This is a genomic window from Mesorhizobium sp. B2-1-1 (assembly GCF_006442975.2).
GTDB lineage: Bacteria > Pseudomonadota > Alphaproteobacteria > Rhizobiales > Rhizobiaceae > Mesorhizobium.
Window position 1 is genome coordinate 2,125,814 of sequence record NZ_CP083954.1, and the last position, 12,654, is coordinate 2,138,467.

Consider the following 12,654-nt stretch of genomic DNA (forward strand, 5'->3'; position numbering starts at 1 on the left):
GTCGGGTCATCGACCGCGCTTAGGGCTTATCGAGGAGAGCAGGCCGGACCCGCGGGGGCCGGCCTGCGAATGCCCCTATCGGGCGCTCGGCAGGATCTGGTGCAGCACGATGGCCCAGACGGCGCCAAAGGCGATGGACGAGCCCAGAATGTACTGCACGATATCGGGAAGCGTCTTGACGAAATCCGGCGGCGCAAGCGTAGCAAACAGGGCCATCAGGATCGGCAGGCCGACGACCAGCATGTTCCTTTCCGTCAGCGGCGTGCCGCGCACGACGCGGAACCCGTTCATGGCGATGACGACGCAGAGCACGCCGAACACGCCGCCGATGACCGGGCCCGGGATCGAGGCGATCACCGCCGACAGTTTGCCGATCAGTCCGAACAGGATCAGGAAGATGCCTGCCGCGGCGAAGGCGGCGCGGCTGGCGATACCGGTGATGGCGATGATGCCGGCATTCGACGAATAGCCGGTGACCGGCGTGCTGCAAAGCAGTGCGCTGACCAGGCAGCCGAGGCCTTCGCCGGTGGCGCCCCTGTCGAGCTGTTCGTTCGACAGGGGCTTGTCGATGACGGCGCCGACCGCGAACCAGGTGCCGGTGGTTTCGGCGAGGACCACGATATAGACGATGAGCATCGTGAGCGTCGCCGAGAGCGAGAACGTCACGTCAAGATTGAGGAAGGCGATGCGCGGCATCGAAAACCAGGTCGCCTCGGAGACCGCTCCCATGTTGAGTTGGCTCATGGAGGCGGCGGCCACGCAGCCGGCCACAAGTGCGATGATTACGGAGAGCAGGCGCAGCCAGGCGCCCTTTGCGCCGAGTGCCATGCCGGTCAGCATGCAGCCGACGAGCACCGCCGCCGCAACAAAGGCAAGGATGATATTGCCGCCGACGGTGGCCGTGCCGTGGACCGCGAACACGCTTTCGCGGAGTGCGACCGGCATCAGCGCGATGCCGACGACGATGATGATGGCGCCGCCGACGATGGGCGGAACAAAGCGGTCCACCAAGCGATGGAAGATTCCCGTGGGCGAACCGAGCAGCATGACCAGTATGGCGCCGGGAATGAGCGCTCCGATCACCGCGGAAAGACCGGCAATGCCGCCGTCGGCGCCGAAGGCGATAGCCAGCACCGCGCCGATCGGCACAAAAGACGGCCCCTGCACCACCGGCAGGCGCATCAGAAGCTGCGACTGGATCAGGGTGGCGATGCCCGCCGCGACGAAGGCCGACTGGATGAAGGCGCCGGCATCGCCCGCGCTGAAGGCCAGGACCGATGCGATGATGAACGGCACGATGTAAACATCCATCGCCAGCACGTGCTGGAGGCCGAGCAGGGCGGCCTTGCCCAGTGGCACCGGATCGTCCGGCTGAGCAATCAAAGTGATTTCCGGTGCAGTGCGTTCCATGATGTCCCCTCTGGAATTTCCCGGCCGATCATGGGATCAGTCGGCGCCAAAGGACAGCGGCGCAAAGGTTTGCCAACTGTTTTCTTGCGCGCATGCAATAACGGCCACACGCGCCAGCGCAACCGGAGCGATCCATGACAAGAGAGGCCTTCACGCTGCTTGGCACCGCCTTCCACACGCCGGAGCGCGGCCGGCTGGAGGTGCTGGAGGACCATCTGTTCAGCATCGATGCACAGGGACGGATCGCGGAGATTCTCGCACCCGGCCATCCCGAATACGCGGCGAGGAAGACCGATGCCCGCCAGGCGGGCAGCCTAGTGGAGCTCGGCGAAGGCCAGTTCCTGCTGCCCGGCCTGATCGACCTGCACATCCACGCGCCGCAATGGCCCCAAATGGGCAAGGCACTGGACGTGCCGCTCGAGGTCTGGCTGCAAAAATATACGTTTCCGCTCGAGGCGCGCTATGCCGACACCGGCTACGCCCGCGAGGTCTATGCCGACCTGATCGACAATCTTCTCGCCAACGGCACCACCACGGCGCTCTATTTTGCCACCGTCCATGTCGAGGCCAGCTTGGCGCTTGCCGAGATATGCCTCGAAAAGGGCCAGCGCGCTTTGGTCGGCAAGGTGGCGATGGACGATCCCGAGCAGTGCCCGTGTTTCTATCGCGATGCCGACGCGGCAAGCGCCATTTCCGACACCAGACGCTTCATCGAGGCGGTCAGATCCTTGGATACCGGCGAAAGACCGCTGGTCCGGCCGGTGATCACGCCGCGCTTCATCCCAAGCTGCACGGATGCGGCGCTGCAAGGCCTGGGCGAACTCGCAACGGAATTTAGCTGCCACGTGCAGACACATTGCTCGGAGAGCGATTGGGCAAGGCAATTCGTCGAGACGCGCTTTGGCTGCACCGACGCGGCGAGCCTCGACGGTTTCGGCCTGCTGACGCGCCACACCATCCTGGCGCATTCGAACTTCATCGACGGGCGGGATATGGACCTCATCAAGGGGAAGGGGGCTGGGGTTGCGCATTGCCCGCTGTCCAACTTCTATTTCGCCAATGCGGTGTTTCCGCTGCGCGACGCGCTTGACCGGCACATGCATGTCGGGCTCGGGACGGACATTTCCGGCGGCTACAGCCCGTCGCTCTTCGACGGCTGCCGGCATGCGCTGTCAGCCTCGAGGACCCTGCAGAGCGGCGTCCATGCCGGCATGGACGCAGCGCAGCGCGGCGCGCCCGGCGCGCCGATCACGCATCAGGAGGCGTTCTGGCTGGCCACCGCCGGCGGTGCCGAAGCGCTCGACCTGCCGACGGGCAGCTTTCGCGTCGGCCATGAATTCGACGCGCTGCTGATCGACACGACGGCGAAGGCCTCGAACATCCACATCATCCCGGCGGACGACACGCTCGACGATGTCTTCCAGAAGATCGTGCTCAACGCGGCACGCGCCAACATCGCCACGGTGTGGGTGAGCGGAAGGACGGTGGCCGGGCAGTAGCCACGTCGCAGTCGCAGATCTGGCCCTATGCGCGCGATGGCTCCTCGGTAAGAGATTGTTTTTGCACCTTCAGCAACATGTCCTTGGCAGCGATCACCGCGCCGACCGTGATCAGGACGCAAGCGAGCGCAACAGACCAGTGAAAGATACCGAATCCGGCCAGCAGCAGCACGATCACCGAGAACAGCGGCGCGGCATAGGAAAGCGCGCCCAGGATCATGATGTCTCCATGCTTGCAGCCATAGTCCCATGCGTAGAAGCCGGCGCCGAGCGGTATCACGCCTAGAATGACGATAGCGCTCCATTGCGTCATTGTCTGCGGCCAGACAGTGATCTCGAGCGCGAGATGGAGAGTGAAGGCGACGGCCGCGGTGATCAGGCAGTACACCGCCACCACATCGGTCGGCACCTGGCCGAAACGGCGCGACAGGACGGAATAACCGGACCAGACGAAGGCGCAGAACAGGGCAATGACGTGGCCCGGCTTCACGCCGTCAGCAAGGCCCACGCTGCCGCCTTTGGTGATGACGACGATGGCACCCGCCAGGCCGAGCATCACACCGGCTATGTGGTGAGACCTCAGCCGCTCTCCCGGCAGGAAAGCGGCGAAGACGACGATCAGCAATGGCCAGAGATAAGCAATCAGGCTCACCTCGACCGGCGGGGCGGACTGGATGGCGAAAAAGTACGCGCAGTGATAGATGCACAGCCCTGCCGTGCCGATTGCCCAGACCTGCCATGGCTGCCGCAGCGACTTGAGCGCCGACGGGCGGACAATCCAGCTGGCCGCCCCGACTGAGCCTCCCAGCAGAAACGTCATTGCCGCCAATTGAAAGGGCGGGATCGGCCCCGCGGCGGTCGAAAGCAGCGCGAGGAACGACCAGGTCAGAATGGCCGAGAAACCGATCAGGGTCGGGATGGTCCTTTTCATATGGTCCCCTTCCGCGTTCACTGAGCCAATAGCGGAAAGGCCTAGCGAGGGCAGCCCGTGCACGGCCTTACCCTGTCGGGAATGCGACCCGGCCTGGTCTGTTCACACTCTGGCCTGTGGTCCCTGCGGAGATGACCGAAGGATCACGTATTAAACTTGAACAGCATGATGTCGCCGTCCTGGACGACATACTCCTTGCCTTCGTCGCGCGCCTTGCCGGCTTCCTTGGCCGCTACTTCGCCGCCCAGCGTGACGAAATCATTGTAGGCGATGGTCTGGGCGCGGATGAAGCCGCGCTCGAAATCGGTGTGGATGACGCCGGCGGCCTGCGGCGCCTTGGCGCCCTTGTGCACAGTCCAGGCGCGCGTCTCCTTCGGCCCGACGGTGAAATAGGTGATGAGCTGCAACAATTCGTAGCCGGCGCGGATCACCTTGTTCAGGCCGGGCTCGTCGAGGCCGAGCGAGGACAGGAATTCCATCTCTTCCTCGTCGGAGAGCTGCGCAACCTCGGCTTCGATCGCGGCCGAAATAACGACGGTGCGTGCGCCCTGCGCGGCGGCCATCTGCTCCACGGCCCTGGTGTGCTCGTTGCCGGTGGCCGCGTCAGCCTCGGCGACGTTGCAGACGTAGAGCACGGGATGTGAGGTCAGAAGGTTCAAGCCTTGCAGAATGCGCAGGTCTTCCGCCGAGATGCCGTCGAGCAGGATGCGGGTCGGCTTGCCTGCCTGCAGAAGCTCAAGCGCTGCCTCCATCATCGGCAGCACGGTCAAGGCTTCCTTGTCCTTGCCGGACGCGCGCTTGCGGAATTGCGCGATGCGGCGTTCGAGGCTCTCGAGGTCGGCGAGCATCAGCTCGGTCTCGACCGTCTCGGCGTCGGCGACCGGGTCGATGCGGCCCTCGACATGGGTGATGTCGTCATCCTCGAAGCAGCGCAGCACATGCACGATGGCATCGACCTCGCGGATGTTGGCGAGGAACTGGTTGCCCAGGCCTTCGCCCTTCGAGGCGCCGCGCACCAGGCCGGCGATGTCGACAAAGGAGATGCGGGTCGGGATGATCTCCTTCGACTTGCCGATCGCGGCGATCTTCTGCAGGCGCGGATCGGGCACCGCCACCTCGCCGGTGTTCGGTTCGATGGTGCAGAACGGGTAGTTGGCGGCCTGCGCGGCGGCCGTCCTCGTCAGCGCGTTGAAAAGCGTCGACTTGCCGACATTGGGCAAGCCAACGATGCCGCATTTGAAACCCATTTTGTCCGGTCCTATCGGGAATTTGAGATTTGGTGAGGGCTATGGGCGATAGGGGTGATGAACGTCAAGCCCTGTAACGCCGTATGGACCCGAGCTCAGTCCTTGTTGCCGAACAGCTTCTTCAGCATGGCGGCCATCGGGCCGCTCTCCGGCAGCTTGGCGGGCGCCTGTTGCGGCCGTGCCTGGCGGATGTGGCTTTGCTGCTTGGGCGCCGGCTTTTCCGGTTCCACGCCGGCCTTGCCCTGAACGGCGAGGGCGGCCTTGTTCATGAAGCCGGATTCGTCGCCCTTGACGATCATCGCCGCGTTGTCGGCGACCGCGTCGAGCAGCGGGTCCAGCCAGTCGCGGTCGGTCTTGCCGAAATCGCCGAGTACATGATGCTGCACCATCTCCTTGACGCCGGGATGGCCGACACCGATGCGCACACGCCGATACGCGTTGCCGACATGGCCGTCGATCGAGCGGATGCCGTTGTGGCCGCCGGCGCCGCCGCCGGTCTTGATGCGCAGCTTACCTTCGGCAAGGTCGATCTCGTCGTAGAAGACGGTCAGCGCCCCGGGGCCGAGCTTGTAGAAGCGCAGCGCTTCGCCGACCGACTGGCCGGACAGGTTCATGAAGGTCTGCGGCTTGATCAGGATGATCTTTTCACCGCCGAGCGTGCCATCGGCGATCAATCCCTGGAATTTCTTAGACCAGGGCGAAAAGGAGTGGCGGCGGGCGATCGCGTCCACCGCCATGAAGCCGACATTGTGCCGGTTGGCGGCATATTTCGCGCCCGGATTGCCGAGGCCTGCAAAGACAAGCGGCATCGTCAGCTCCGGGCGTGAAAAAGTTACTTCTCTTCGGCGGCGGGAGCCGCCTCAGGTGCAGCCTCGACCGTCTCTTCCGTCTCCGGCTTCATCGCCGACGAACCGGCGACGGTCGCGATGGTGAAGTCGCGGTCGGAGATGACGGGCTTGACGCCGGCCGGCAGCTTGACCGACGAGATATGGATCGAATCGCCAATGTCGGCGCCGGTGAGATCGACGGTAATGAATTCCGGGATCGCATTGGCCGGGCAGTGGAACTCGACCTCGTGACGCACGATGTTGAGCACGCCGCCGCGCTTGATGCCGGGCGACTTGTCCTCGTTGATGAAGTGGACAGGCACGTCGACATTGACCTCGGTGTCCTTGCCGATGCGCAGGAAGTCGACATGGACAGGGAAATCCTTGACGGGGTCGAGTTGGAAGTCCTTCGGCAGGACCTGGATCTTCTTGCCGTCGACATCGATCGTGGCGATCGTGGTCAGGAACCCGCCGCCGTGGATCTTGTAGTAGATGTCCTTGTAGGTGAGAGCGATCGCCAGGGGAGGCTGCTTGTCACCGTAAATTACTGCAGGCACTTTACCGTTGCGGCGAACTGCACGGGCGGACCCCTTACCGACCTGTTCGCGCGCTTCGGCCTTGAGCTCGTAAGTATCGTGGCTCATGGCACTTCCTTTCGCGTTGTTTTGGAGCGTTTGCGGTTGGCAATGGGCCTGGACCGTAAACGTCGAAAGCCGCCGGGTGAGGCGGCCTTCCGCCGCGTTGCCTCCAAGGGTGTCTACGCGGGTGGCGGCTCTATAGCGGAAGGCGGCGGGAGGTGCAAGCCAAAGGCAGTCATCCAAAGGCAATGGTCCGGGACGGGACGCCTCTCCCGGCCGAAAGCGCTCGAGGCTTCACGCCGGCGCCGGTCCAAGGTTGTCACTGGAGCGGTTCAGCGTCGATAGGATCGCCGACCCGCTCCAGTTCTTTGTCTTAGGCAATTGCCCGGGAAGGCGCTACGCACTTTCTCCGGGAAAACCGCTGCACATTTTTCCTGGAATTGCCCTATCCGCGCTTTTCGATGACGCCATACAGCACGTTGCGGTTTTCGCCAAAGAACACCTGCGCCTCGACGGTGTTGCGGTCGACGCTGGCATTGATGATGTTCCACATGTCGGCCTCGGAGCGCAGCAGCAACACCCAGTCCATGAACGTTTCCCGATAGCCGGCGTCGGGATTGCCCTCGGCGTAGTTGGCAAAAAGGAACCTGCCGTTCGGCTTCAGCATCTGCAGGCAAGTCTTCGTGAGTTTCACGGCGACGTTGTGCTGGAGGTAGTCGTAAAGGCCGGAGGCGTAGATGAGGTCGAACTTACCCAGCTTGTGGCCCCTGGTGAGCACGGTCCGCACCGAGCCGTCGACGGCCTCGACCGCGGTGCCCTGGAAGTCTCGCGCGATCAATCCAACGCTCTGGGGATCCTGATCAAGCGCAACCCAACGCTTGAGGCGGCCCTCAGCCAAGGCGGTCGAACGATTGGCCTCGCGCAAATGACCGGCGGCGATCGCCAGGACCTCGGCTTGCGGTCCGCTCTTGTCCGCCGTCTCGTCGACATACCGGGTCAAGAGATCGCGCCGTTCCCGCGCCGCCACGCAGGACGGTACGTCCTTGGTATGGCTGTAGAGTGCCTTCCCTGTGTCCGAGGCGCTCGCCACGCTTTCGGCCACGTGCGGATCACAATAGATGTAGTCAAGCAACTGCGCGTCGCCGGAATAGCCCCTGGGCTTGGTGAATGACCACCGGGTGAGCGGGTCCTGGAGAAAGTAGTCAAGGATCGGATGGTTCTGCGCCACCGGGATCAACGACTGCCAAACGTCGGGGTGAACCTTGGCCCGCAGGGCGTTGAGATAGGACAGCAGGCGACGAACGATCTCGGCAGGGTCTTTCTCTTCCTCGACCTGCTGGCGTGTCGCGTGGAGAATGAGCGCGAGTTCCGCGCGGGCGGTTTCGAACGCCTCGCCGTGATGCTCGGGCTTTCTTCGAGGAAAACTGCCGGCAATCATCTCGGCAGTAATCAGGCTTTTGCCATCAAAGACACTTTGCACTCGAGCACTCCATAGTTAACAGTCAGTTAACTTATTGCGTACAATGCTCGATTTGCCAATGTCGTCCCGAACGCATTTTAACGGTATGCTTAATTTCCCGCCAACCATGTTCGCGCGTTAAAACCCACCGCATTGGATTCACGGCCTGAATTAACCGAAATTTGTTTCGCGCCGTTGCATTGTCGTGCGAGGTGCGCAGTCGCCGTCGCGTCCAAGGAGTTGGCCCGCGTGGGGGCAGAAGCCAAAAAAGAACTTGGAACGCAAAATCCCCTTCAACCAGGATTTGTCGAGAGCGAACGCGTGTCATCCAGACTGGCCGACATGGCGCATGTAGAGCCGTACGAAGCCCGCTACGAGCCGGGGCCCGACGAGCTTCGCGTCCTTTACCGGAGGGAAGCCCAGGCGAAGCGAAGACTGGAAGCCCGGCCTGGGCTTTGGATCGCCGTGGCCATCTATCTCCTGTTTTCGGCAACGGATCTGCTGCTGATCCCGGACGTGGCGGCCTATACGATCATGGCGCGCTTCGCCGTCGGCGTGACCGCGCTGTCGATCCTGGAGGCGCAACTTCGCCGGGGAGTGGCCACGGAATGGCTCGACGTGACTTGCGCCGGGGCCATCATTTTCGGCTATATCGGCTGGTTGTTCCCGGCCTTTATGAGCGCGGACAAGGAAAGCGTCGCCTACTATATGGTATTCGGCACCATTTTCATGATGAGTGCGAATCTATTCTTTACATTCAGTTTTAATTTATCGATCGTGACATCAACCATCATTATGTGTGTCTTGTATGCCGTGAATTACTTTGTGCCTGCCACGGTAACATACAAGATGGTATTTGGCGCCTTCTACGTTTCGTGCTTCACATTCACGTCCTATGTGAACTGGAAGCTGAACGAGGAGCGCTACAACGTCTTCCTGAACGCGCTGGAGGCCAAAATCCAGCACAAGGAAGCCACCGAACGCGGCAAGGCCCTGCTGCGGCTGTCGCGGACCGATCCGCTTACGGGTCTGGAGAATCGACGGGCGATCGACGAAAAGCTCAGGGACTACTGGGGGGAGTGGCAAAGGGTCGGCACCAGTTTCGTGGCGATGCTCATCGACGTGGACTTCTTCAAGAAGTTCAATGACTGCTACGGCCACCAGGAAGGCGACCGTTGCCTTATCCATGTCGCCAATGCCCTCCGGGATATGATCAGGGAATACAATGGCTCGATCGGCCGCTACGGCGGTGAAGAATTCATCGTCCTGGCCCGCATGGAGAACAAGGATCAGATCATAGATATCGCGGAAGCCATCTGCCGCACCGTCGAGAATCTGGCGCTTACCCACGAACTGCGGCGCGACGGTATCTCGGTTGTGACGGTAAGCGTTGGCGCCGCATTCACCAGGAGGCAGACCGGTGCCAAGCTGGAGAAGATCATCCACGAGGCCGATCGCGCACTCTATCTGGCAAAGGCAGGCGGTCGAAACTGTGCCCGGCTGTTCGACCCAACCGATCCCCAGAGCAGCGACGAGAGCGAGAACATTGCGGCTTTGCTGAAGATCGCGATCGGCCAGGATCTCGTTTCACTCGTCTATCAACCGATCCAGGATGTCGCGACGGACCGGGTTGAAGCGGTGGAGGCCCTGATGCGCCTCAAAATGCTGGACGGCACATCGGTTCCGCCGAGCCTGTTCATCCCTGTAGCGGAGCGAACCGGCGCCATCCTGGAACTCGGGCGCTGGGCCATCAGGACTGTGTGCGCCGAGCTCCTGGCGCACGATCATGTGCGCGTGGTCAGCGTCAACGTCTCTCCGATCCAGCTCAAGACGCCCGGCTTCGCGGCGTCGGTCGCGACCATCCTGGGCGAGACCGGCGTAACCGGCAACAGGCTGGCCTTCGAGATCACCGAGGGGCTGGAGATGGAGATGCATTCGGACATTCTTCGCTGCATCAGCGACCTGAAGCTGCTGGGGATCAAGATCTGGCTTGATGATTTCGGCACCGGCTTCGCTGGCCTCTCGTGGCTTCGCCTGATCGATTTCGATACGGTGAAGATCGACCGCTCCTTCCTTCACGACTGCGCCACCCCGAACGGCAAGGCAATGCTCCAGGACATTGTCGCCCTGGTCCGAAACCGCGGCCACAAAATCCTGGTCGAAGGGGTGGAAACGGACGAGCAGATGGCTCTCATGCGCGAATTCGGCATCGACAAGGTCCAGGGTTTTCATGTCGGCCGTCCCGCTCCGGCCGGGAGTTTCCAGGCCAAGCGGACCGTCAAGCGCCCATTCACCGTGCTGAAATCCGCCTGATCAGGCTTGGCTCAGGTCCCGCCGACCCGCACGGCGGGCCGTCGATTTGATCCTCGCCCCGCACAATCCATCCTTCGGGACGGCTGCCAGGCGCGGGTGTGGCTAACGATCGCTCGTCAACGCCGCGCACAGCGGCTGGATCTCTCGGTTCAGGCATCGAGTTCGGCCAGCGTCCGGTCGGGGTCTCATTCGAGCGTTGCAGTGGACGGGCAGCTTGCGGCGGCGGTCGGGTCGACCTGGATCTGTCGCTCGTCGGCCTGGCGTCCGAGAATGGCGACGCCCTTGGCCGGAACCGCGCATCTGCCGAACCACTGAAGGGCGCTGCGGCGCAAACTCAATCTCCCTATTCCGCCAGTTTTGAAATCTTCTCGCTCATTTAATTCTACAAAATCGGTAGTCTTAATGAATAAGGACCGCGAGGAGAGCCCGATGACGAACAAGCTGGTGGTGGGAATATCCGGCAACCTGACCCGCCCATCGAAGACCAAGGCCTTTATCAGCCATATCGCCGGCGAGGCGGCGAACCGCATCGGGGCGACCTCGGCTATATACGACATTGAAAATCTCGGTCCGTCGCTGCCGGCGGCAAGGCGCCTCGGCGATCTCGATCCTGCGGCCCGCGCCATCATCGAACAACTGGTCGGCGCCGACGTGCTGGTCGCGGGGTCGCCGACCTTCAAAGGCAGCTATACCGGGCTCTTCAAGCATTTGTTCGATCTGCTCGATCCGTCGTCGCTGCGCGGAAAACCGGTCATCCTTGCCGCGACGGGGGGCGGCGAACGCCACTCGCTGATCGTCGAACATCAGCTGCGGCCGCTGTTCGGTTTTTTCGAGGCGCTGACCGTGCCGACCGCGATCTACGCATCGGACAGGGATTTCGCCGACGGCGTCCTGGTGTCGGAGGCCATCCATGCCCGCGCCCGGCAGGCGGTTGCCGAGGTTTCCCGCGTCGTCGGGACGGCACGCAGCGTCGGCCTCGCCGCCTGAACTCCAAATGGTTTTCGAACAAAGGGACCCAGCCATGACCATCAAATCAAGACAGATCAAGCTCGGCGCCTTTCTACCCGGTGGCGGCCAGCATGTCGCCGCCTGGCGCCATCCCGACGCTCCGGCCGACGGCGCGACCAATTTCGAGTTTCACAAGCAGCTCGCGCTGACCGCCGAACGGGGCCTGTTCGATGCCTATTTCCTCGCCGACAACCTGACGGTCGGGCTTGGCGCCCGCGAAGGCGGCAACGCCAAGATCGCGGGTTTCGAACCGGTGACGTTGTTTGCGGCGCTGGCGCCGCTGACGACGCATCTCGGATTCATCGCCACGGCCTCGACCACCTATGAGGAGCCCTACACGCTTGCCCGTAAATTCGCCTCGCTCGACCTCTTGTCGAATGGCCGGGCAGGCTGGAACGTCGTCACCTCGGCGGGCGACGACACGGCGCGCAACTTCAACCGCGACATCCAGCCCAACCATGCCGAGCGCTACGCACGAGCGCATGAGCATGTCGAGACGGTCAAGGCGCTGTGGGACAGCTGGGAGGACGACGCCTTTATCCGCGACAAGAAAACGGGCCGCTTCTACGACAAGGACAAGCTTCACGACATCGACCACAAGGGTGAGCATTTCAGTGTCAAAGGGCCGCTCAACGTGCCCCGCCCGGTGCAGGGCCACCCCGTGGTCGTGCAGGCGGGCCAGTCCGAGGATGGGCGCAAGCTCGCGGCCGCCTCGGCCGAGGTCATCTTCACCGCGCATCAGAACCTTGCCTCCGCGCAGGAATTCTATCGCGACATCAAGGCCCGCGTGGCGGCGGCCGGCCGCGATCCCGAACAGGTGCTGATCATGCCGGGCGTGGCGCCCTTTGTCGGCCGCACCGAAGAAGAGGCGCGAGCCAAGTATCAGCAATTGAACGACCTGATCCTGCCCGAGGACGGCGTCGCGCTGCTCAACGGACTTGCCGGGCAGACGCTCGATCTCAGGGGCTATCCGCTCGACGGACCGCTGCCGCCGAGCCGCGAAACCGAAGGCATGAAGAGCCGCCAGGCGCTGATCCGCCAGATCGCCGACGAGCACAACTTCTCCATCCGCCAGCTCTATCAATGGGTCGCGACCGCACGAGGCCACTACACCGTGATCGGCAGCGCCATTCAGGTCGCCGACCAGCTGGAGGAATGGTTCAGCAACGAAGCCGCCGACGGGTTCAACATCCTGCCGCCATGGCTGCCCGGCGCGCTAGACGATTTCGTCGACCTGGTGGTCCCCGAATTACAGCGGCGCGGCCTGTTTCGTACCGCTTACGAGGGCAGGACGCTGCGCGAGCATCTTGGCCTCAAGCGGCCGCAGAACCCCTGGACGGTTGCCCGTTCGACCGTGCTCGCCGCCGAATGATGCGTTGAAG

11 protein-coding genes are annotated in these 12,654 nt (G+C 62.8%); 4 read left to right on the forward strand and 7 right to left on the reverse strand.

Annotated features, from left to right (window positions below):
- Window positions 1–75: 75 nt before the first annotated feature.
- On the reverse strand, window positions 76–1,410 hold the full coding sequence (locus tag FJ972_RS10390; RefSeq protein WP_140524911.1) for a uracil-xanthine permease family protein: 1,335 nt from the start codon (window positions 1,408–1,410) through the stop codon (window positions 76–78).
- 134 nt (window positions 1,411–1,544) lie between these two features.
- On the opposite strand from FJ972_RS10390, the gene guaD reads away from it, so the two are divergent.
- Window positions 1,545–2,909, forward strand: coding sequence for a guanine deaminase (gene guaD, locus FJ972_RS10395; protein WP_140524910.1), 1,365 nt, complete (start codon window positions 1,545–1,547; stop codon window positions 2,907–2,909).
- Between the two features lie 25 nt (window positions 2,910–2,934).
- Here the strand turns inward: guaD and FJ972_RS10400 are convergent, their stop codons facing one another.
- From FJ972_RS10400 to FJ972_RS10420, 5 genes are all read right to left on the reverse strand, one after another.
- The gene (locus tag FJ972_RS10400) at window positions 2,935–3,840 is read right to left on the reverse strand and encodes a DMT family transporter (protein WP_140524960.1); all 906 of its coding nucleotides are present in this window, start codon (window positions 3,838–3,840) and stop codon (window positions 2,935–2,937) included.
- Window positions 3,841–3,983: 143 nt separating this feature from the next.
- Window positions 3,984–5,087 (reverse strand): redox-regulated ATPase YchF, encoded by a 1,104-nt coding sequence (gene ychF / locus FJ972_RS10405; RefSeq protein ID WP_140524909.1) that lies wholly within the window; start codon window positions 5,085–5,087, stop codon window positions 3,984–3,986.
- Window positions 5,088–5,182: 95 nt separating this feature from the next.
- Window positions 5,183–5,896, reverse strand: a complete 714-nt coding sequence (pth, locus tag FJ972_RS10410; protein ID WP_140524908.1) for an aminoacyl-tRNA hydrolase — start codon at window positions 5,894–5,896, stop codon at window positions 5,183–5,185.
- A gap of 23 nt (window positions 5,897–5,919) precedes the next feature.
- On the reverse strand, window positions 5,920–6,558 hold the full coding sequence (locus FJ972_RS10415; protein ID WP_140496025.1) for a 50S ribosomal protein L25/general stress protein Ctc: 639 nt from the start codon (window positions 6,556–6,558) through the stop codon (window positions 5,920–5,922).
- Between the two features lie 379 nt (window positions 6,559–6,937).
- A complete protein-coding gene (locus FJ972_RS10420) occupies window positions 6,938–7,972 on the reverse strand; it encodes a class I SAM-dependent methyltransferase (RefSeq protein ID WP_140524907.1) in 1,035 nt (344 codons plus the stop codon).
- A gap of 321 nt (window positions 7,973–8,293) precedes the next feature.
- On the opposite strand from FJ972_RS10420, the gene FJ972_RS10425 reads away from it, so the two are divergent.
- Complete coding sequence (locus tag FJ972_RS10425; RefSeq protein ID WP_140524959.1) at window positions 8,294–10,264, forward strand: putative bifunctional diguanylate cyclase/phosphodiesterase; 1,971 nt, start codon at window positions 8,294–8,296, stop codon at window positions 10,262–10,264.
- 185 nt (window positions 10,265–10,449) lie between these two features.
- Here FJ972_RS10425 and FJ972_RS10430 read toward each other — a convergent pair whose 3' ends face one another.
- Window positions 10,450–10,596 (reverse strand): hypothetical protein, encoded by a 147-nt coding sequence (locus tag FJ972_RS10430; protein WP_181168390.1) that lies wholly within the window; start codon window positions 10,594–10,596, stop codon window positions 10,450–10,452.
- 97 nt (window positions 10,597–10,693) lie between these two features.
- Between FJ972_RS10430 and msuE the strand changes: the two genes are divergently transcribed.
- Together msuE and FJ972_RS10440 are read left to right on the forward strand one after the other, a co-directional pair.
- Entirely contained in the window at window positions 10,694–11,251 is a 558-nt protein-coding gene (gene msuE / locus FJ972_RS10435; protein WP_140524906.1) for an FMN reductase, read from the forward strand.
- A gap of 34 nt (window positions 11,252–11,285) precedes the next feature.
- Window positions 11,286–12,644 (forward strand): LLM class flavin-dependent oxidoreductase, encoded by a 1,359-nt coding sequence (locus tag FJ972_RS10440; RefSeq protein WP_140524905.1) that lies wholly within the window; start codon window positions 11,286–11,288, stop codon window positions 12,642–12,644.
- The last annotated feature ends 10 nt before the right edge of the window (window positions 12,645–12,654 follow it).